Source organism: Lysinibacillus sp. HST-98 (assembly GCF_016757845.1).
Taxonomy (GTDB): Bacteria; Bacillota; Bacilli; order Bacillales_A; family Planococcaceae; genus Lysinibacillus; species Lysinibacillus capsici.
In genome coordinates, this window is record NZ_JAENHX010000005.1 from 116,753 (window position 1) to 139,007 (window position 22,255).

Here is a 22,255-nt window from a genome sequence, read left to right on the forward strand (position 1 = left end):
GTCATAAGCAGGTTCATTTTTTATTGCTCTTCTAATAAATTTTGGATTTGTTGTACAGGTACAAATAGGCCAACATTTCCAATGGGCTCATATTTCATCGTGGCAAAGATAACTCCAATGACCTCACCATGTTGATCGATTACAGGGCTACCACTATTGCCCCGATAAACAGGTGCTTTTAGCATCCTAACTGGCTCCTGCCAATCTTCTAATTGAATGGCTTCTAGCAATGTTCCTTCATTAGCGATGCCGGTGAAAGCAAGTGGATTTCCAATAAAATAGACATGTTCATTAACAGTGTAAGGTGGATCTTCTGCAAGAGGTAGATAGGGAAGTTGCTCGTCTTGCACCTGTACAAAGGCTAAATCTACGGCTGGATAGCTCTCGACTAATGTTGCCTCCATCAATCCCTCATCAGGAAAGACGACTGATAGTGTTGAGGCATGTTCGACTACATGGGCGTTGGTGACAATCAGACCATCTGGTGAGATGGCAAAACCAGTGCCTTTACTGGAGCCTGTTGAAATTTCAACGACTGCCTTTTTATAGGTTTGTATATCTTCTTGTGCAGAGAGCCGCGTTGAAACCTTGATAAATTCAAGCGCAGGTATGGAGTAGATTTGAAAAATGAGGGCAAATGTATTGAAAAACAGCACTAGTGCCATACCCCACACGATCCAGCGTACAAGAGGCTTTTGTTTTTTGGGCTTTTTTCCATAAATGCGTTCTTCTCGCGCCTGTGCTAATGCTTTTTGCTGTTCCTCGAGTACAAGTTCAATAAATTCTTCTTCCGTTAATTCATCTGGCTTTGGTGTTGCATTATGTATATCACTCATTGATTGGCCCCCTTTGCTAAAAAACAGACGCCCAAGCAGGACGCCTGTTTTCTTTCAATTATTCTACTTTTTGCAAGGTTGATGTCACAACAAATGGCTCATCTTGCTCTGTTTCCATCGTATCTTCTTTGCGAATTAGACCAATGTCCTTTGCAAAATATTTGGTTGTGGTCATTTGATCTTCAGAGCGACTTAGCTGGATGACATCTTGATAGACCGTTGTACCAGTATCAACAGTAGCAGTCGTTGATTCAATGGTCCAACCTTGAAAGCTTGTCCCGACTTGTAATGGCTTTTGAAGTACGGTTTCCAGTACAGGATAAGAAGCTGCCTCAGCAATACTTGGCATGCTTGGATTACTGTCAACAGGTTCTCGATAGACAAGATCAATACTTGTATCCGTTATGCGGAAGATTTTTAATAGTGTGACACCACCATTATCCTCTATTTGTACGATATGCTGTGTATCGAGGTAGGTAGTTTTTAGTGTGAAGCTAGCAAATTCATTTCCTTCCCCTTGAAAAGAAGCAACAGATCCATCGGGTGGAAAATAGGAGAGAAGTGACGTTTGATCTTGTTCCACTGCTTGCTTGTCTTCCACAGATGGTGTTGGAGCTGGCACAGGCTCTTTCTGAACTTCTTCACGACAGCCAGCCAGTAAAAATACTACAGAAAGTACTAGAACAGGGTATCTCATGGGCACACTCCTTCGCTATTTTCTTTCATTATAAGTGAACGAGGCGTGTTATACGAATAATATGAGGTATTTATCTAATAATATTATTATGTAAACTATTTAGTGAAAACTTGTAACAGCATGGAAAATTATCTATGATAGAATTGAAGTGAAAAAATGGGGGGCAAAGACATGTATAGACATGTAGATGATTTCTTGCAAGAATGGTCAACTGCATCAAACGGGACACTACAGGTATTACAGGCTTTAACAGATGACAAGCTTCAGCAAAATATTGTAGAGGGTCACAGTACACTTGGTTGGTTAGGCTGGCATTTAGTTGGAGCAGCAGGATATTTTAGCTATCTAGCAGGGTTAAAAGTACCCATGATTCGTCAAGAAGTTCCTGTGCCAACGACAGCGGCTGAGATCGTGACAGCCTATGAAAACGTAGCAAATGGTATTAAAGAGGAAGTGGCTAAGCTTTCGAATGAAGATTTACTAGAGGTAGTAACAGGCTTTAAAGCACCGATGCCAAAAGGGGCTTTATTACGTATATTAATTGACCATCAAACACATCATCGTGGACAAATGACGGTCCTACTACGTCAAGCGGGTTTACCAGTACCTGGCGTGATGGGACCAACAAAGGAAATGCAATAATTACGCGAGCAGTAGATAAATCGATTATCTGCTGCATTTTTTAGATTGACACTTACCTACTAGTAAGTTAGTATAAAGCCATGACAAATAGAAAAATGCAAATTATAGAATTAACATTGAAGAATATTCAGGAAAAAGGATTCACATCATTTAGTTATGAGCATTTAGCAAAGGAGCTTGGCGTCACGAAGGCCAGTATTCACTATCATTTCGAGAAGAAGGGAGACTTAGGGATTGCTGTATGTGAAAGAATTCAACAAGGATTAGAGAGAACTTTTACATTGATGAAGGAGTCCACTTTGCCAGCTGAGGAAAAGCCATTTGCCTTTATTATGCAGCGAATAAAATTTCTAGAGCAAGACGGCATTTGCCCTATATCAGCTTTACAGGCGGATTATCAAGAATTACCGCAACCAATGCAAGAAAAGCTTCAGCAGCTTAGTCAAATGGAAATCGATGTCTTTGTTGAGCTATTGAAAGATGCTAAACAACAGGGCGCACTCCAAGCTACTAATGATTTGGAGGCTCTAGCTGTATTACTTATTTCAAGTACGAAAGGGGCATTACAATATAAACGTGTTGTAGGAGAAGCGTTCTTTCTAAAGATGCTAGAGCAATTAAAGGAACTGTTAAAGTAAGACATGAAACAAAAAGGAGCGATGTGCATGGTACGAAGAGTCGTTGTTACTGGATATGGTGTTGTTTCCCCGTTAGGTAATTCGGTATCAGCCTTATGGGAGAATATTAAAGCAGGAAAATCAGGGATTCAAAAAATTCAAGGGGAGGCATTTAACGGCATTAATACACAAATTGCTGGGACGAGTACGAATTTCGATGCAACGCTGTATATGGATAAAAAAGAAATCAGTAAATATGATTTATTTGTGCAATATGCTGTTGCCGCTGCCCAACAAGCTCTGGCACAAGCTAATTTAAATATGGATCAGGTAGATAAGGAGCGTTTAGGCGTTTACATTGGCTCTGGCATTGGGGGCATTGAAACGATTTTAGAAAATCATCAAGCGATGCTCAATCAAGGGCCTAGGAAGGTGTCACCGTTTATGGTGCCGATGATGATTAGTAATATGGCTGCAGGGATTCTAGCGATTAAAACAGGCTTTAAAGGGCCAAGCTTTTCACCTGTTTCAGCTTGTGCAACTGGTAACCAAGCCATTGGAGAAGCTTTCTTAGCGATTCGACATGGCTATGCGGATGGCATTTTAGCAGGTGGAGCGGAGGCACCCATAAATCCACTAAGCTTTGCAGGATTCTCACGTATGAAAGCTATGTCTACAAGAAATGAGGAGCCAACAAAAGCGAGCCGTCCATTTGATAGCGAACGAGATGGCTTTGTCATGTCAGAGGGGGCAGGAATCGTGTTCCTTGAGGAATATGAACATGCCAAACAAAGAGGTGCTACGATTCTCGGTGAGATTGTTGGTTACGGTGTGACAACAGATGCTTATCATATTACAGCTCCTGATTTTACGGGTGCTGCCAATGCCATGAAGCTAGCATTAAAAATGGGTGATATCGATGGGTCAGCCATCGATTATATCAACGCACACGGCACAAGTACTCCAGAGGGAGATAAATCTGAAACAAAAGCTATTAAACACGTTTTTGGTGACCATGCCTATCAACTAAAGGTTAGCTCCACAAAATCGATGACAGGACATCTCTTTGGCGCGGCCGGTGGAATTGAAGCCATTATTACATTGAAAAGTATAATGGATGGCATTATTCCACCAACCATCAATTATGATACACCAGATCCCGAATGTGATTTAAACTATGTTCCTAATGAGGCGCTTCATCAAAACGTTAACTTTGCCCTATCCAATGGGTTTGGCTTTGGCGGTCATAATGCTGTGCTAGCATTTAAAAAATTTGAGGATTAAGGCATTAGCTATTTGATAGAAAGAGTGGTATGAATTTGATTGTTCATACCATTTTTTACGTTTGTTTTATTCACTTGAAAAGAGAAGAGGTAAGTCAATAAGTTTTCCTTATGATAAATGGCTAGAAATTTGTATTATAACTTATGGTTAGAGTATGGTAAATTCGAAGGAAAAGGGGGATAAATGATGCGAATCTTTGATGCACACTTTCATATCATTGACTTTCATTTTCCGATTATCGAAAATCAAGGTTATACACCACCAAGCTATGTAGTAGAGGATTATCAAAAGGATACAGTGAGTCTACAGATAGCGGGAGGCGCCATTGTATCAGGATCTTTTCAAGGATTCGACCAAGCCTATCTTTTAAAAGCATTAAAACAACTGGGTCCAACATTTTGTGGGGTAACACAATTACCTAATACGGTTACGGATAATGAGATTGTACATTTACATAACAATGGGGTACGGGCATTACGCTTTAATGTAAAACGAGGTGGCTCAGAGGATTTATCGCAGCTAGATACCTTTGCGCGACGAGTTTATGAATTGGTCGGCTGGCATAGTGAATTATATATCGATGCGAAGAAATTACCAGAGATAGCCTCGACAATTGAAGCATTACCAGCCATCTCCATCGATCATTTAGGGTTGACGGAAGAGGGGCTGCCACATTTATTAAAGCTTGTTGATAAGGGCGTACGTGTCAAGGCGACTGGCTTTGGTCGTGTGGAGCTGGATGTGAAGCATGCTTTACAAGCGATTTATAATGTGAATCCAGCTGCGCTGATGTTCGGAACAGATTTGCCATCTACAAGAGCCAGACGACCTTTTAATTATGGGGATGTCGAATTGATTCAACAGCTATTCGATCAACAGGCGGCTGATAAAATCCTCTACGAGAATGCGTGGCAATGGTATTTCCAGCGTTAAATATAAAAAAGAATCCATGCTGGTATGAAAATGGATTCCTTTTTTGATTGTGACGGTACTAAGCATTTCGATAGTTAGCAAACATAATTTCATTATAATACTGATCTAATTGAGGCATACCCAGCTCTTTTGCGATCCTTAGCTCAGCCTCGCGGTCATATGCTACTCTAATAAATTGGATGGCATTGTTTGACTGTGTTCCATCTAGGATGGCATAGGAAGCAGAAGTTAGGTCAAGTGAATTACCAACACTTCCTACATTACAAAGAATTCCTTGTTTATATGTATGTAAAAAAGTTGTATGGATATCGCCATAGAACACAATATCAGGTTGTTTCTTGTAATGGATTGAGTGGGTTACTGCATTATTCTCAAACATAGATAAACGCTTTTCAAGCGGATGACTCGGTAAGATACGTTCAAACTCGCTCCTTGGAGACGCATGGAAAAATCTAATGAGCTGTTCATTTAATTCTAGATCAATATGGAAGGGTAATGACCCGAGATATTGATAGTCTTTTGCTGTTAATCGATCTTTAAACCATTGGAGAAAATCATTGTCAGTAGGGGATTGAATAAATACGTCCCAATTGCCTCGTACGACTTGTTCACAATTTTGTTGGATAAGTTCAATACAGGCAGATCCTTGAGGGCCCTTGCCAATTAAATCACCTAAACAAAAAATTCTGTCAATCTTTCTTAAGCGAATGTCTTTTAATACGGCCTCTAATGCTGTTTTATTCCCATGAATATCTGATATAATTGCAATTTTCTTCACGAAGTTTACCCCTCTCATTAATGCTATACTATATAATTCAATAAAAATCCTTTTAATCCTTTAAAAACCATATAAACGCAAAAGACAAAAAAATCCTCTACCCACTACGGGTAGAGGATTTTTGTAAAGCCTAGCTTAAGCCTTGGCTATCTTTCCACTCTAGGAATTCATCATATGTTAACTGCTTATCTAAAATAGAGCCGTCTTCACGGATTTCGATGACACGGTTAGCAATTGTTTGAATGAACTGATGGTCATGGGATGTGAAAATCATTGCGCCTTTGAAACGAATTAAGCCTTCGTTCAATGCTTGAATAGATTCAAGGTCAAGGTGGTTCGTTGGTTCATCTAATAAAATAACATTTGCTGTCGCAAGCATCATTTTCGATAGCATACAACGTACTTTTTCGCCCCCAGAAAGAACAGCAGGGGATTTCTTCACTTCTTCACCAGAGAACAGCATACGTCCTAGGAAACCACGTAGGAAGCTTTCTGTTTCATCGTCTGGTGAATATTGACGTAACCATTCTACTAATGTTTTTTCAGAACCTTCGAAGTACTTGTCATGATCGTTTTCGAAGTAGCTTTGAGATGTCGTTACACCCCATTTGAATGTGCCAGCATCCGCTTCTTTTTCTTCCATTAAAATATCAAGAAGTGCTGTTTTCGCCATTGGGCTACCAAGTAAAACAATTTTATCTTCTTTGTTCATCGAGAAGCGCATGTCCTTGAATAGTGTTTCGCCTTCATGACTTGCCGTTAGACCGTCTACTGTTAGGACATCGTTACCAATTTCACGGCCGATTTGAAAGTTGATGAATGGATATTTACGGCTTGATGGCTTAATATCATCCAGCTCAATTTTATCCAGCATTTTTTTACGAGATGTTGCTTGCTTCGATTTAGAAGCATTGGCAGAGAAACGTGCGATAAACGCTTGTAATTCTTTAATTTTCTCTTCTTTTTTCGCATTTTGGTCTTGTGCCATTTTTTGCGCCAATTGAGAAGATTCATACCAGAAATCATAGTTCCCTACATATAATTGGATTTTAGAGAAGTCCAAATCCGCAATATGTGTACATACTTTATTTAAGAAGTGACGGTCATGGGATACAACAATAACTGTATTTTCAAAGTTAATCAGGAACTCTTCCAGCCACTGAATTGCCTTTAAGTCAAGGTGGTTGGTAGGCTCATCGAGTAATAGTACATCAGGCTGACCAAACAGTGCCTGTGCCAGTAATACTTTCACTTTGTCAGAACCTTCAAGATCGCCCATTAGCATGTAATGAAGATCATCGGAGATACCTAAACCGTTTAGTAGTGTAGCCGCTTCTGAATCAGCTTCCCAACCGTTTAGCTCTGCAAATTCACCTTCTAACTCTGCAGCACGCATGCCATCCTCATCGGAGAAATCTTCCTTTGCATAGATAGCGTCTTTTTCTGTTTTCACGTCATATAGGCGTTTATTCCCCATAATAACTGTATCAAGCACTGTATGCTCATCGTATTCGAAGTGGTTTTGTTTCAGGACAGATAAACGTTCGTCCTTACCCATCGATACATTTCCTTCCTGCGCTTCAATTTCACCAGAAAGAATTTTTAAAAATGTTGATTTACCGGCCCCATTTGCCCCAATTAAACCGTAGCAATTGCCTGGTGTGAATTTTATATTTACGTCTTCAAATAGTTTACGATCGCCATAGCGAAGACCTACATTACTAACTTGAATCATGCAAGTTCCTCCTTTTTTCACAATGGCTCTAGTATAGCATGAAATATGTTCCATAGTCTATAAACATTATTAAATCAAGGTTTGGCGTTCTTTTCACATTTTTTGTTAAACATAAACTGAATTAAAGATACAATAAAAAAGTTAAATTTGGTGTAACTTTCTTTGAAATTGAGGCGTCTATATTGTAGTGTGATTAACTATTTTTGAAAAAGAATAGAAAAATGACATCATTTACCACGGGGATTTTAGTTGCTTATTCACAAAGGTTTCGTCTAAAATGATTCTGACTGTTTATATATCAAGTAAATCATCACTGGTGCCCACAAGCCCATCCCCGTTTTGAATGCCAGCTATTTGTGGCTCTTTCATTTATACTAGATAGATGTTGCTAAAGTTAGACTAATCACATCACAATCCTCATAAATGATTTCATTCATTTATCTTGATGATAATTTCATAAAGAATGCTGTAAGCCAATGAATTATTCGTTGTTGATAATGATATGCCTACGTTCAACTAGGACATTCAGCCCTTGTGGCGGGAATGATGATTAAATAAACACATCGGTGGAAATTTTAACAATTGGAGGTATATTATGGGTAAGGGCTTATTATGGACAGCCACTTGTGTAATAGTAGTTTTACTTGGATTTGGTAGCTACTATTTTATTAAAGAAATAACAAACTCTATGGCATACAATAAATTAGTAGATGAGTATAAAAAGCCAGAACCAATTGAACATATAGAGGAAGAATATGATGTTATTGTCATCGGTGGTGAACCAGAGGGTGTAGCTGCGGCTGTGGCTGCGGCTCGAAATGGTGCGAAAACATTGCTGGTTGAAAAACGACAAGAGTTAGGTGGATTATTTACATATGGTATGCTGAATTTCCTCGATATTCCTCGTAATGGCCGTAACAACTCGATTAGTGAGGGAATATTTAAGGAATGGCATGAGCTTGTTAGAGGGAATGACGCTTTTGGCATTGTTGGTGCTAAGGCAGCCTTTAAAAAGCTGATCGATGAAGAGCCCAACTTAACGTTATCCGTGCAAACCGAGGTTGTGAAAGCGAATGTCAAACAACAACAATTAACGTCTGTGGAATTAAAAAATGAGTACGGTACATATGTTGTAACGGGGAAATCATTTATAGATGCTACACAGGATGCTGATTTTGCTGCCTTGTCGGGCGTTCCTTTCTTTGTGGGTGGAGAAGATATTGGCATAAAGGATAAGCGTATGGCTGTGACGTTAATGCTACATTTAAAAAATGTCAATTGGGATGAAGTTAAAAAAGCGGCTAATTCCGGTGTATTTGGCGGTGCTAATTTAAATCATACGGTGATGTGGGGCTTTACAAAGCTACATGATGAATACAAGCCATTACAAGAGGGCACAAGATTACGAGGGTTAAACTTAGCTCGTGTAGATGATGAATATTTCATCAATGCCTTACAGATTTTTGGTATTGATGGCTTGAATGAATCCTCAAAACAAGCGGCGATTGTCGCCGGGAAGAAAGAAACGTTACACATTCTAAAATATTTACAAACAAACTTCCCAGGGTTTGAAAAGGCTGAAATTGTCAGCTATCCAGAAGAACTCTACGTCCGAGAAACGAGACACATTTGGGCAGAGTATCAATTACCAATGGCAGACCTGTGGAAAAATAGTGATCAGTGGGATAGCATTGGCATTGCCTCTTATCCAGTCGATGTGCAAGCGCAAACGCCTCATGATTATGGCTATGTGATCGCTGCACCAAAGCAATATGCTATTCCTTTCCGTTCGTTAGTACCGAAGGATATTGATGGCTTACTGGTTGTCGGACGCTCTGCTGGTTATTCATCACTTGCAGCTGGTAGTGCACGTATTGTTCCAACAGGGATGGTAACAGGTGAAGCGGCTGGGACTGCGGCTGCTCTTGCACAGAAGCACGATGTAACCTTTAGAGACATGAGTAAGGATAAACCATTAATCGCTACATTACGAAAGCAATTAGCTAAACAAGGTGCCTATGTTGATTCATTTTCAATTGAGTATCCATATCAAGGAGAATGGTATGATGAAGCCATTCAAACGCTCATTAATTACGGCCTTGTAGTGGGCGGCTATGATAATGACCTAAAAGTAGACAGTAAGGCGACGAAAATAAAGTTTGCTAAAATGTTAAAAGAGAGTATGCTACGTGCTGGTGGAGAAAGTGGATCAGGAATGAAGGACCAACTCGAAATTGTCATCAATAAGGTTTATAATCAAGGTGATGAAGCTATTGAGCGAGATGAGCTGGCTCAATATTTGGCTGACATCCTTATCGGTGAATCCAATGCGACCAGCTGGGATAGATTGGTAGAAAAAGGAATTATCACGGAGAAAGTAGCGAAGAAAGTCTCTGACAATAAGGAATTAAAATTAAAAGAGATGTACGCCATTATGGCTGATGTGATTCAGTATGTAGAAAAAAAACGTTCCTCCTCGTGAGGAGCGTTTTTTGCTGAAACGGCAACGTAAAAAATGGTTGACGCCAATAAGGAAATCCTGTAATATATGTCAAAATCATAGAAAAATTCGATGAAAAAGAGAGTAATTGATGGGATGACTGGCAAGCGAGTTAGGGATGGTGGGAGCCTAATGCAGGAACCATGAATGAAGCGCACTTTGGAGAAGGTTCTCGAACAAGTAGTAGAGAATAGCGGGGCGTCACCTCGTTAACAACGGAAAGTGGTCATGTTACATGACAACTAGAGTGGTACCACGGGATTATCATGCTCTCGTCTCTAATTATAGAGGCGAGGGCTTTTTTATTTGAACAGGAGGAGGAGTAAAATGAATCAACTAATCGCCGACAGTATAGCAGACGCATTAAAGCAACAAATAATAGGAGAGGAAATAGTGTCATTATTAGAAAAACCCAAAAGTTTGGAGCTTGGGGACGTAGCCTTTCCATGCTTTACTCTAGCAAAAGTGTGGAAAAAATCACCGCAAAATATTGCAGCACATATTGCAAGTCAAATAAATCATGACAGCATCGAGCGTGTGCAAGCTGTTGGTGGCTATGTCAATATTTTTCTCGATCAACAAAAGGTGACCCAACAGGTGTTACGCAAGATTCTGCGCGACAAGCAACAATATGGTACTACTCCAACAAAGATGGGAACGGTCGTCTTGGATTTTTCCTCTCCTAATATCGCCAAGCCTTTCTCAATGGGACATTTACGTTCAACGGTCATCGGCAATGCCTTAGCAAATATTGCAGAAAAAAATGGCTATCAAGCCATTCGTATTAATCATTTAGGGGACTGGGGTACACAGTTTGGCAAGCTTATTGTTGCTTATCAGCTTTGGGGTGATAAACAGGCCATTTCAGCGTCACCGATAGAGGAGTTATTAAAGATTTATGTGAAGTTTCATGAAGAGGCAGAGCAAGACCCAACGCTCAATGAACAGGCTCGTGCCGCCTTTAAAGCATTGGAGGACGGTAATGAAGAGGCACAGGCATTATGGCAATGGTTCCGAGATGTGTCATTCGTAGAATTTCAAACAATATATGAGCTATTAGGAATTCATTTTGATGCCTTTACAGGTGAAGCCTTTTACAATGACAAAATGCCGTCCGTTGTAACAGAATTAAAAGAAAAAGGACTCCTCGTGGCATCAGAAGGTGCGTATGTTGTGGAGATGGAGGAGATGCCTCCATGTTTAATAAAGAAAACGGATGGGGCCACGCTTTATGCGACGCGTGATTTAGCAGCTGCCCTGTATCGCCAACAGCACTACCAGCCCCAAAAGATGTTCTACGTTGTTGGCAATGAGCAGTCCCTCCACTTTAAACAACTTTTTCAGGTCATCGAAAAAATGGGCTATCCTTGGGCAAAGAATTTGCAACATGTGTCATTTGGCATGATGCTGAAGGATGGTAAAAAAATGTCGACGCGTAAAGGCAAAGTGGTGCTATTAGCTGATGTACTAGCAGAAGCTATAACGACAGCACAGCGTAATATGGGGCAGAAAAATCCTTCTCTGCCTAATAAAGAGCAAGTCGCAAAGCAAGTGGGGGTTGGAGCGGTAATTTTTAATGATGTAAAATCCTATCGTCTCAACGATATTGAATTTTCAATTGAGCAAATGATGAATTTTGAAGGCGAAACAGGGCCATACGTACAATATACATATGCACGTATTTGCTCTATTTTAGATAAAGCGAAAGCTCCGACTCAAGATATACTATTCAAATCTTTAGGAGAGCAGGCTTGGCCGATTATTTTATTACTAGAACAGTTTCCTAAAACGGTAGCTATGGCTTTTGAGCAGGCTGATCCGTCCCAAATAGCGAAATATGCCTTACAACTGGCACGTTTATTTAATAAATATTATGCACAGTACAAAATATTAGCAGATGACGAACAGCAAGCTTCCCGTCTTGCTCTATGTCAGAGTGTTGCGATTGTTTTAAAAGAGTCATTAGCCTTACTAGGTATTGAATCACCTGAAAATATGTAATTAGCATTAGCCATGTAAAGGTAAACTGTCCAATCATTGACCAACCATCGAAAACATGATAAAAGGATAGAGGAATCCATGCAAGCTTTTCATAAATGAAGGCTGTGTAATAATAGAGAGGATCAAACAAATGGCTAAAAAACATTGGACCGTATCACTCACCTTCGTGGTCATTAGTATATTTTTTGTCGCTCTTAATATGAGACCAGCTGTCACGGGAATAGGACCGCTTTTTAATGTCCTCATGACATCCTTACAAGTCTCGAATACAAGCATGAGCTTTCTCACTGCTATCCCCGTTTTTTGTATGGGATTATTCGCACCTTTGGCTGTCCCGCTTCAGCGAAAAATGGGCACGAAATCAGCTATCACCCTTTTAGTGGCGATTCTTGTCGTCGCGAATGGGCTACGCTTTTTCCAAGCAAGTTATCTTTTGCTCATCGTGACAAGCTTTGCGGCAGGCTTAGCGATTGCAATGATTGGTCCTATTCTAAATGCATATATTAAGAAAAAGTTTCCAGAACGCTTTACGACAGTAGTCGGTATCTATTCATTCGGTATAGGCGTAGGGGCTACTTTAAGTGCAGCCTTAACCGTGACTTTTTATCAGAGTTTCAGTAAAAGTTGGACAATCGCCCTTGGTATGTGGTCAATCCTTGCTATAATTGCTCTCGTTATCTGGCTAGCGGCCATTCCATCCGAACACAACGAGCAACTCCAACAAGTAACTACGTCAGAAGAAGTCCGTAATCCGTGGACATCTAGACGTGCCTGGGTAATTTTACTGTACTTTGGTTTGCAAACATCACTCTTTTTCTCAATTATGTCATGGCTTACGCCGCTGTTGCAGGATAAAGGCCTGTCATTAGAGGCATCCAGTGCCATGCTAACAATTATGTCTATTGTACAAATGATAGGAAATATGGCGGTCCCAATTCTCATGGAAAAATGGCAAAGTCGAATGGCCTGGCTACTAGTGTTTAGCTTTGTTGGCGTGATTGGTTTTATGCTACTCTGGCTGACAGCGGGTATTTACCTATGGCTGGCTGTTTTATTAATTGGTATTGTGCTAAGTGGGCTATTTCCAATCGGACTATTGTTGCCTCTTGATGAAGCCAAAAATGATCAGGAGGCCACTAGTTGGTCATCTATGGTGCTGGCAGGTGGCTTTATGGTAAGTGCCATTATCCCCATTCTAATAGGCGTTTGCTATGACCTAACAGGCAACCATACATGGACGTATCTGATCTTTGTATTATTAATGCTCGGCATTCTAGTAACGACAGGACTATTAAGGAAAAAATGATTGTAAGAGACATGTGTCAGGTTGCACATGTCTTTTTTTGTGAAAATTATTTTGAGGGTATGATATCCTTCCATCCTCACAGCAAATTTTGGCTTCCGTCAATATTAATGGGTAGAAAGAAATGACTTTAAGGTAGTTGCTGCATTTTTCTAATATTATTTAACTTATAATAATATTATGTAAACTTGAAACATTACGAGTCCTTGATTATGATAGAGAAGAGAGAATGTAGAATAGAAAGTTTTGGTGAAGGTATGTATAAAAAAGTGCTCATTTTAGGAGCGACAGCTTTTCTTGTCGCAGGCTGTGACAGTCAAATAGGGACAGGATGGTTTCAAAATAAAAAGGCAGAGGTGGAAACAGAGGGAGCTGTGACGAAGCAACAGGAAAAAATTGTCCCAGAGGTCAAAGTGATTGGAGAGCATGGTGTTGGAGCAGGCATTATTATCAGGCAACAGGATGATCAACTGTATATTTTAACGAATGGCGCACTAGTGGCATCCAAACCAACTGCCCTCGTTCAATTTGGTCAGGACAAGCTGGTAGCAGCAACTATTCATGTCATGTCAACAGCCTATAATATGGCCCTGCTACGAGTAACCTATCAAGCGGAAGTGCAAGTGCCTAATTTATATGAAGGAGAGCTAAATCAGCTGGCTGTTTATGTGAATGGCTTACCCTATACGATTCAAAAATACCAAGATAGAGTAGCGGCCTATTATATAAAAGCGGAACAATCGATCCCTCTAGGAAGCCCTGTCATGGAGGCTGAAAACGGAGCCATAGTCGGATTATATTTTAATCGACAACAGCAAGGACAGTCACAGCCATACATATTGCCTATAAAGGAATTCCAAGCATCCATCGATGAATGGATTGAGGAGGGCATGACAGCCAGTGTACGACTTTCCCAATCGAAAAACTTATACCCCTATATTGAACAAGGGGATAAAGAAGCTGTACAGCAAGCAGTCGAACAATATGGAGAAAATATATTTGCGTATAATACCGATGAAATTAAGCTATTTTTAGATACGTTTCACAAGCATTTAAAGGGGGCTGTGACAACCCAGGATGCAAATGTTATGAAACCGATTGTCGGGACAGAGGCCATACAAGAAACCTTGGCTAGTATGGTTGCCTATTATGCTTCCAAGCAAGCCAAAATTCATTTCTCAGACACGGATATTCAGGCAATTCGGGTAGAAGGACAGCGTCTTATCGTCCAGGCTAAAACGGAATATATCCTGACGAATGCTGCTGGACAGGAGGCACTTGCCTACTCCAACATGTTGTATGAGTTAGAAAAAAATGAACAGGGCGAGTACAAGCTACTTGGTCTCACAAACAAGGAGTGAATTTTGCATGGAGCAAGCTAGACAAATGCTACAGCATCATTTTGGCTATGATACCTTTCGCCAAGGACAAGCCCAAATTATTGAACAAACATTGCGGGGGCAGTCAAGCCTTTGTGTCATGCCAACAGGTGGAGGGAAATCCATTTGCTATCAAATTCCAGCGTTAATGCTTGAGGGGTTAACCATCGTGATTTCGCCACTGATTTCACTGATGCAAGATCAGGTGGAGGCTTTACGTACAGCAAATATTCCAGCAGCCTATATCAATAGTACGCTGACTGCACAGGAAGTGGATGAAACCATGCAGCTTGCTAGTGCGGGTTATTTAAAGCTCCTCTATATTGCACCTGAACGACTGGAAAGTACTACGTTTCTTCAAGCATTGTCGTATTTATCTGTCCCATTACTTGCGATTGACGAGGCTCATTGTATATCGCAATGGGGGCATGATTTTAGACCAAGCTATCGTTCGATCCACAAACTTTTTACGCTATGGCCACAAAAACCCACTGTTTTAGCGCTGACAGCCACTGCTACTCCAACAGTTTGTGATGATATTCGTCAATTGTTAGCGATTGATGAGCAGGCAACGGTCATGACAGGCTTTTCACGTGAGAATTTGGCACTTTCGGTGTTAATTGGTGAAAATAAAGAACGTTATGTAAAAAATTATGTACAACAAAATAAACAGGAAGTGGGCATCATTTATGCAGCTACTCGAAAAGCTGTGGATGCCATTTATGATGTGCTGAGTCGCTCTGGTGAAGACGTTGCGAAATATCATGCAGGTCTATCAGAGAACTTGCGAATGGCTGAACAGGAGCGGTTTTTAAAAGATGAGGCACGTATCATGGTGGCAACGAATGCTTTTGGTATGGGTATTGATAAAAGTAATGTGCGCTTTGTGTTGCATTATCAAATGCCTCGTAATATGGAGAGCTATTACCAGGAAGCGGGTCGTGCTGGCCGAGATGGCCTGCCAAGTGCTTGTATTTTATTGTATGCTTCAGGGGACGTTCAAACACAGCGTTTTCTTATCGAACAGTCACAGGATGAGGCTCGTATTACACAGGAGCTAGCTAAACTCCAAACAATGGTCGATTATTGCCATACTGAGGGCTGCTTACAGAATGCGATTTTAGCGTATTTTGGAGAAGTAGAGGACGAGCCATGTGGGCGTTGTAGTAACTGTATTGATGGGCGAGCAGTGACAGATGTGACAGAAGATGCGCAAAAGGTGCTGGCCTGTGTTGTGCGTATGGGTCAAAAATTCGGTAAGACCGTGGTGGCGCAGGTGTTAATTGGCTCTAAAAATCAAAAGATAGCTGAATTTGGCTTTGCCCGTTTATCGACCTATGGCATTTTAAAAGGACAATATGCCTCAAAGGATGTCTCTAACTTTATCGAATTTTTAATTGCAGAGGGCTTGCTGGCCGTGAAGCATGGTACATTTCCTACAATTTATGTATCAGCTGAAGGCAAGGAAGTGCTACTTGGCAATCGACAGGTCATGCGCAAGGAAGCTGTCACAGTGAAGAAGCTAGTGGATAATGATCCATTATTTGAACACTTACGGGTATTACGCAAAGAGATTGCCGATGAGGAAAAGGTACCACCATTTGTTGTATTTTCCGATAAAACGTTACGTGATTTATGTGATAAGAGACCAACTGTATTGGAGGATTTACGACAGGTGAGTGGTATAGGGGAAGTGAAATTTGAGAAGTATGGTCAACGCTTCTTTGACGCACTACAATCGTTTTTAGAAGCCTCTATTTAATAAATTTGTTGCGATTGTAAAAAAGAGAGGTGTCTCCAGCTTGTGGGACACCTCTTTTTTATTATTTTTCCCAATGCTTTGCAATGAACGTATCACGCCCAGAAACAGCACGGTCTTGCTGATAGTGTTCAGTCTCTTTTTTATAATAATCCTGGTGATAATCCTCTGCTGGGTAAAAGCGTTCAGCATCTCGAATTTTGGTTACAATAGGTTTATCAAAGCGTCCACTATTGGCAAGCTTTTCTTTCGAGGCCTCTGCGATTTGCTTTTGCTCATCTGTATAGGTAAAGATTGCGGTAGTATAGGATTCACCACGGTCATGGAACTGTCCATACGCATCCGTCGGATCAATTTGCATCCAATAAATATCAAGGAGCTGCTCATAACTAAAAATAGCAGGGTCGAATTCGATTTCGACTACTTCTAAATGACCTGACGTTCCTTTTTTGACATCTTCATAGGTTGGGTTTTCTAAGTGGCCACCCATATAGCCTGAAGTGACTTTATGTATACCGTCCCACTCGACGAATGGCTTGACCATACACCAAAAACAGCCGCCAGCAAATGTCGCTTTTTCTATCATTTGAATCATCCTTTCTTTTGTGAAAATATTATAGCATTGTTTGACGCTAAACGTGCAAATGGGTGTAAAATAACGTTTAGATAGAAAAACATGGAATAGATCCTTTTTATAATGAAACTTTCTAGCTAATCAATCGTTACATTAACTATATCAAAATAGAGGAGTTAGTTGTTATGGAAGAGCAAGATTATACAAGACGCTCCCAACGTCCTAAAAAGCGTCGATTACGTAAAGGGAGAGCATTTTTTACACTATTACTATTGTGTATCATTGTGATTGTCGGCTATTCGGTCATGCAATATCGTAGCGGACTTGAGCTAGCCAACGATACCAAAGTTGCACAGGAAGAATTTACGGGTGATAGCATCAAAGGGGATATCGAAAACTACTTGATTTTAGGGATCGATACACGTGGAGAGGAAAAATCACGGACCGATACAATGATGGTATTATCCTGGAATAAAGCAAACAACGACATTAAACTCGTATCCTTTATGCGTGATATTTACGCGGATATTCCAGGCTATCAATCCTATAAGCTTAATACAGCTTACTACCTAGATGGTGTTCAGCTATTAAAGGATACATTGACAAATATGTTTGGCCTACCAATTCATCATTATGCACTGATTGATTTTAAAAACTTTGAATCCTTAGTGGATATTTTAGCCCCAAATGGTGTGGAAATGGATGTTGAAAAGGACATGTCTGAAAATATTGGGGTAGAGTTAAAGCAAGGTGTTCATCGTTTAAATGGACAGGAGCTACTAGGTTATGCGCGTTTCCGTCATGATGCAGAAGGAGATTTTGGGCGTGTTGCACGTCAGCAAAAAGTGATTGAAGCATTAAAAACGGAGTTATTAACACCTACGAATATGTTGCATTTACCAAAATTTGTTGGTGCGGCACAGGGCTATATCACAACAGATTATTCATCTACTGAGGAAATGCAGCAAGTGCTTAAATTGCTATCAAAGGGCAAGGTAAACATTGAGAAAGCAACCATCCCTATCGAGGGGAGCTATCAATTCCAAAACTTTAGCCATGCGGGCGATTCTATTGTCATCGATGTGGAGCAAAACAAAGCCTTTTTAAGTGATTTTTTAGGTATTTCACTAGAGTGATGTTTCGCAAAAACCAGCATTATCCTGTAATATAAAGGTAGAGCATTTGGATAGGGGTGGATATATGGAAAAAGAGAGACCAAAAGAGCGTTCAAGCCTGTTAGCAACCAAGTTTATTCGTTTTTTAGGTGGTAGAAACCTATTATTTACACTGGTAATTTTATTACTGGTGGCATGTGTTATTTTTATGTTTAATCAAGTTTCCTTTATCTTTACCCCGCTACAAGTTTTATTTGAAGTAGTCATTTTACCAGGGGTACTAGCCGTCATTGGTTACTATTTATTACGCCCATTGCTGGCGATTCTAGTACGATGGCGCATACCAAGAATATGGGGTATTTTAATCCTCTATATTGCGGTCATTGGTGTCATTACGTTACTTGTGGTGCTAGTCTATCCGTTTTTACGCGATCAGTTCACGAATTTAGCACAGGAATTCCCAGAGTACTTCATGGCCTTTACGCAAAACATTGTAGAATTCCTAAATCATTCACGTTTCAATGAGTACTTAGATAAAATTAGTTTTAATTTTGATGAAGTTTTGAATAACTTCACAACGGATATGGTAAAAACAGTGAAGGATATGGCGACCAATGTAGCACAGGGTGTGGCATCTGGTATTACCGGCTTCCTATCAACGTTAACAGGTATTTTGCTTTCACTTGTAACGGTGCCATTCATTTTGTTTTATTTACTAAAAGAGGGCGAAAAATTACCGAAATTTATGCTGAAAGTGTGCCCACCACGTATGCGTAAAGAGGTAACTGACATTTTCCATGACATGGACAAGCAAATTAGTTCGTACATACAGGGACAGATTTTAGTATCCATGTGTATTGGGGCAATGGTAACGATTGGCTTCTTAATTATTGGCATGAAGTATGCTTTATTGCTCGGCTTCCTTGCCATGATTACAAGTGTGGTGCCTTATTTAGGACCCGTTATTGCGATCACACCAGCAGTCATTATCGCTCTTGTTACATCCCCATTGATGCTGATTAAGCTAGCGATTGTATGGACAATCGTTCAGCTAATCGAAGGAAAGTTCATTTCTCCGCAAATTATGGGGAAATCACTCAGTATTCACCCGATTACGATTATCTTTGTACTATTAACGGCAGGCTCGTTATTTGGAGTCCCAGGCGTTATTTTAGGGATTCCAGGCTATGCAATCTTTAAGGTACTTGTCACGCATTTATTCAAGCTCTTTAAGCAGCGCTATAATCGCTACGAAGATGACGTTCATCAAAAATATGATATCTAATAAACGACCAGCTACTGCTAGCAACGCAGTAGCTGGTTTTTGCTGTGGAAAATAGCATTATGCTATTCTAGTAGTAGAGTCAAAACAAGGGGGAAAAGGAAATGGCATACATACCGATTAATTTTCAAGAGAAACTGGCTAAATTTCAAGAGCATTGGTCTCCAAAGGTCATTGCTGAAATGAATAATTATCAATTCAAACTCGTCAAAGTTCAGGGGGATTTTGTTTGGCATAAGCATGAGGATACGGATGAGGTATTTATCGTCCTTGAGGGGCAATTAATTATTGAATTTCGAGATGGTCAGGTAAGCTTGTGTGCAGGAGAGATGTTTGTTGTTCCTCGCAATGTGGAACATAAACCCTTTGCAGCTTCGGAGTGTAAAATTCTGCTTGTAGAGCCGACGGGTGTCGTGAATACAGGTGAGGAGCAATCAGAGCTTACAGCTGAAAACGATGTGTGGATTTAACCTCCATAGAAAAAGCCCTTCCAACAAAACGTTAGAAGGGTTTTTACATTGACTAATTATTGCTTTGCTAATAATTGTACTTGTGCTAAGCGATCCACTGCTTCTTGCAGAAGTTCCTTTGGTTGGACTAATGCTAAACGTAAATAGCCTTGTCCAGCTGTACCAAATACGGTTCCTGGAACTGTGACAACACCTACTTGTTCAATCAATTGAAAGGCTAATTCTGTACAATCGATAGCATAGGGATATTTAGCCCATACGAACATTCCACCATCAGAGGGTGCTGCTTCCCAGCCTAAAGCTTGTAAGCCATTCATCAGCGTTTTATGGCGCTCTGAGAAAGTGGCACGTAAGCTTTCCGTAATTTCCTCAGCGTTATCCAATGCTACGACAGCCGCATCCTGAATTGGCTCGAAAATACCGAAATCTAAATTTGATTTTAATTGCTTAATAACCGCGATCATTTCTGCATTTCCTGCGATATAGGCAATACGTGTTCCAGCAAGGCTAAAGCTTTTAGAGAGGGAGTTAATTTCCATACCGACTTCTTTTGCTCCAGGAGCAGCTAGGAAGCTAATAGGACCATCTCCCGTAAAATAGAACTCTGAATAGGCTGCATCATGGAGGACGATGATATTATACTTTTTAGCAAAGGCAATGACTTTTTCAAAGTACGCTAATGACGGCATTGCTGGTACAGGATTTCCTGGTAAGTTTAAAATCAATAGCTTTGCTTTCTGTGCAATTTCTTCTGGTACAGCGTCTAAATCAGGTAAATAATCGTTGTCGGCTGTTTGAGGCATGTAATAAGGTGTTGCGCCAGCTAAGTGAATCCCTGCGTCATACGCTACATAAGCTGGGTTTGTGGATAAGACGATGTCTCCTGGATCACAAAAGGCGATTGGCAAATGGACTAAGCCTTCTTGCGACCCCATTGTTTGAATAATTTCTGTTGCGGGATCTAAATCAACATTACTACGACGCTTATAGTAGCGACTTACTGCGTCATAAAAACGCTGTGTGCCAGTCAGTGTATAGCCATAAGATTCGGCTAAACCTGCACGATAGGAAAGATGCTCACGTATTTTGGCATGTGGAGGAAGATCAGGGCTGCCTAAGCTTAAGTCAATTAAAGTCATGCCCTTTGCTTGCTGCTCGCGAGCAAAATTTTTCAAATCTCCGAAAATTGCTGGTGTAAATGATGACATTTTTTTAGATGGTACGATTTTCAAAACTAGTACACTCCTTGTAGTTGTATAACAGAATAGTAGTTCACATTTTATCATACTGAAGCGCAGAAAGGGACAGATATTCTGAAAAAAGAAAATATTTATATAATGAAGAGGATGTGTGCATAGACTAGCGAAAAAAGAATTTCTACCATTGGGAGAAGCTACTATAAATTCCTTCAAAGAGGAAAGTGTAATATACTGAGTATAAAGCTTTTCAGGTGAGGTGAGTCTTATGAGAACAGAGCAAGAAATGTATGATTTAATCCTAGCCACTGCACAACAGGACACTAGAATTCGTGCTGTTTACCTAAATGGCTCAAGAGCAAATCCGAATGGTCCAAGGGATATGTTTCAGGATTTTGATGTTGTGTATGTCGTAACAGACATAGCCTCTTTTTTACAAGATGACAAATGGATTCACGTATTTGGTGAGCGGCTGATGGTGCAGGAGCCTGATCTACTGGATAAGGGGCTTGGCTTGGACAAAGACTTTTCTTATAGCTATACATATTTAATGTTATTAAAGGATGGACATCGCATTGACCTTCGCCTATTATCGACACAAGCTATGCTGGATGAATATGGACAAGACAAGCTGACAGTCCCTTTACTCGATAAGGATCAGCTTTTGCCACCTATCTCTCCATCTTCAGATTGTGACGATCATATTAGCCCGCCGACTGTGGGGCAATTTGCCAGCTGTACCAATGATTTTTGGTGGTGCTTACAAAATGTAGCCAAGGGCATTTGGCGAGACGAGCTCCCATATGCCAAGCAAATGTTTGAGGAAACGACAAGGCAGTCCTTACATCAAATGCTCAATTGGTGGATTGGTCAGCATCATCATTTTCAATTATCTACGGGCAAAATGGGAAAGTATTTAAAAAACTATGTGCCAGCTAATTATTGGGCATTGTACGTAAAAACCTACGCTGACGCAGACTATGCTAACATGTGGAATGCCCTGTTTGCGGCATGCACACTCTTTCGAAGTATCGCAAAGGAGGTAGCCCATCACTTTCAGTTCGCGTACCCTCACGAGGATGATGCTCGTATGTCAGCCTATTTGAAGCATGTACGTACATTACCACCAGATGCGAAAACGATATTGTAAGGGG

General features: G+C 40.4%; 19 protein-coding genes and 1 other annotated feature. Of the genes, 13 read left to right on the forward strand and 6 right to left on the reverse strand.

The window, feature by feature from the left end; translation table 11 throughout:
* Positions 1-20: 20 nt before the first annotated feature.
* On the reverse strand, positions 21-836 hold the full coding sequence (locus JIN86_RS13460) for a S1C family serine protease (RefSeq protein WP_202342154.1): 816 nt from the start codon (positions 834-836) through the stop codon (positions 21-23).
* Between the two features lie 58 nt (positions 837-894).
* Positions 895-1,533: a hypothetical protein gene (locus JIN86_RS13465; protein ID WP_202342155.1), complete on the reverse strand. Its 639-nt coding sequence runs from the start codon at positions 1,531-1,533 to the stop codon at positions 895-897.
* Between the two features lie 171 nt (positions 1,534-1,704).
* Between JIN86_RS13465 and JIN86_RS13470 the strand changes: the two genes are divergently transcribed.
* The 4 genes from JIN86_RS13470 (at position 1,705) to JIN86_RS13485 (ending at position 5,009) form a co-directional block, all read left to right on the forward strand.
* Entirely contained in the window at positions 1,705-2,175 is a 471-nt protein-coding gene (locus tag JIN86_RS13470) for a DinB family protein (RefSeq protein ID WP_202342156.1), read from the forward strand.
* Between the two features lie 80 nt (positions 2,176-2,255).
* Entirely contained in the window at positions 2,256-2,813 is a 558-nt protein-coding gene (locus JIN86_RS13475) for a TetR/AcrR family transcriptional regulator (RefSeq protein ID WP_202342157.1), read from the forward strand.
* Between the two features lie 27 nt (positions 2,814-2,840).
* A complete protein-coding gene (fabF, locus tag JIN86_RS13480) occupies positions 2,841-4,076 on the forward strand; it encodes a beta-ketoacyl-ACP synthase II (protein WP_202342158.1) in 1,236 nt (411 codons plus the stop codon).
* Between the two features lie 186 nt (positions 4,077-4,262).
* On the forward strand, positions 4,263-5,009 hold the full coding sequence (locus tag JIN86_RS13485; RefSeq protein WP_004230067.1) for an amidohydrolase family protein: 747 nt from the start codon (positions 4,263-4,265) through the stop codon (positions 5,007-5,009).
* Between the two features lie 58 nt (positions 5,010-5,067).
* On the opposite strand, the gene JIN86_RS13490 is transcribed toward JIN86_RS13485, so the two are convergent.
* Complete coding sequence (locus JIN86_RS13490; RefSeq protein ID WP_004230064.1) at positions 5,068-5,787, reverse strand: metallophosphoesterase family protein; 720 nt, start codon at positions 5,785-5,787, stop codon at positions 5,068-5,070.
* A gap of 130 nt (positions 5,788-5,917) precedes the next feature.
* Positions 5,918-7,522: an ABC-F family ATP-binding cassette domain-containing protein gene (locus tag JIN86_RS13495; RefSeq protein WP_004230062.1), complete on the reverse strand. Its 1,605-nt coding sequence runs from the start codon at positions 7,520-7,522 to the stop codon at positions 5,918-5,920.
* Between the two features lie 595 nt (positions 7,523-8,117).
* Here JIN86_RS13495 and JIN86_RS13500 point away from each other — a divergent pair.
* From JIN86_RS13500 to recQ, 5 genes are all read left to right on the forward strand, one after another.
* Complete coding sequence (locus tag JIN86_RS13500) at positions 8,118-10,004, forward strand: FAD-dependent oxidoreductase (RefSeq protein WP_202342159.1); 1,887 nt, start codon at positions 8,118-8,120, stop codon at positions 10,002-10,004.
* Between the two features lie 81 nt (positions 10,005-10,085).
* Positions 10,086-10,305, forward strand: a binding site (T-box leader).
* A 44-nt stretch (positions 10,306-10,349) separates the two neighbouring features.
* Entirely contained in the window at positions 10,350-12,023 is a 1,674-nt protein-coding gene (argS, locus tag JIN86_RS13505) for an arginine--tRNA ligase (protein WP_202342160.1), read from the forward strand.
* A 130-nt stretch (positions 12,024-12,153) separates the two neighbouring features.
* Complete coding sequence (locus JIN86_RS13510) at positions 12,154-13,329, forward strand: MFS transporter (protein ID WP_202342161.1); 1,176 nt, start codon at positions 12,154-12,156, stop codon at positions 13,327-13,329.
* A 209-nt stretch (positions 13,330-13,538) separates the two neighbouring features.
* The gene (locus JIN86_RS13515; RefSeq protein ID WP_004230050.1) at positions 13,539-14,687 is read left to right on the forward strand and encodes a TcaA NTF2-like domain-containing protein; all 1,149 of its coding nucleotides are present in this window, start codon (positions 13,539-13,541) and stop codon (positions 14,685-14,687) included.
* 7 nt (positions 14,688-14,694) lie between these two features.
* Positions 14,695-16,467, forward strand: a complete 1,773-nt coding sequence (recQ, locus tag JIN86_RS13520; protein WP_202342162.1) for a DNA helicase RecQ — start codon at positions 14,695-14,697, stop codon at positions 16,465-16,467.
* 61 nt (positions 16,468-16,528) lie between these two features.
* Here recQ and msrA read toward each other — a convergent pair whose 3' ends face one another.
* Complete coding sequence (gene msrA / locus JIN86_RS13525) at positions 16,529-17,050, reverse strand: peptide-methionine (S)-S-oxide reductase MsrA (RefSeq protein ID WP_004230048.1); 522 nt, start codon at positions 17,048-17,050, stop codon at positions 16,529-16,531.
* Between the two features lie 173 nt (positions 17,051-17,223).
* Here msrA and JIN86_RS13530 point away from each other — a divergent pair, with 173 nt between their 5' ends.
* The 3 genes from JIN86_RS13530 (at position 17,224) to JIN86_RS13540 (ending at position 19,905) form a co-directional block, all read left to right on the forward strand.
* Complete coding sequence (locus tag JIN86_RS13530) at positions 17,224-18,174, forward strand: LCP family protein (RefSeq protein ID WP_004230047.1); 951 nt, start codon at positions 17,224-17,226, stop codon at positions 18,172-18,174.
* A 64-nt stretch (positions 18,175-18,238) separates the two neighbouring features.
* On the forward strand, positions 18,239-19,438 hold the full coding sequence (locus tag JIN86_RS13535; protein WP_004230045.1) for an AI-2E family transporter: 1,200 nt from the start codon (positions 18,239-18,241) through the stop codon (positions 19,436-19,438).
* A gap of 101 nt (positions 19,439-19,539) precedes the next feature.
* Positions 19,540-19,905, forward strand: coding sequence for a cupin domain-containing protein (locus JIN86_RS13540; RefSeq protein WP_004230043.1), 366 nt, complete (start codon positions 19,540-19,542; stop codon positions 19,903-19,905).
* A gap of 56 nt (positions 19,906-19,961) precedes the next feature.
* Here the strand turns inward: JIN86_RS13540 and JIN86_RS13545 are convergent, their stop codons facing one another.
* Positions 19,962-21,137: an aminotransferase class I/II-fold pyridoxal phosphate-dependent enzyme gene (locus JIN86_RS13545; protein WP_202342163.1), complete on the reverse strand. Its 1,176-nt coding sequence runs from the start codon at positions 21,135-21,137 to the stop codon at positions 19,962-19,964.
* Between the two features lie 232 nt (positions 21,138-21,369).
* Between JIN86_RS13545 and JIN86_RS13550 the strand changes: the two genes are divergently transcribed.
* Entirely contained in the window at positions 21,370-22,251 is an 882-nt protein-coding gene (locus JIN86_RS13550; protein ID WP_202342164.1) for an aminoglycoside 6-adenylyltransferase, read from the forward strand.
* The last annotated feature ends 4 nt before the right edge of the window (positions 22,252-22,255 follow it).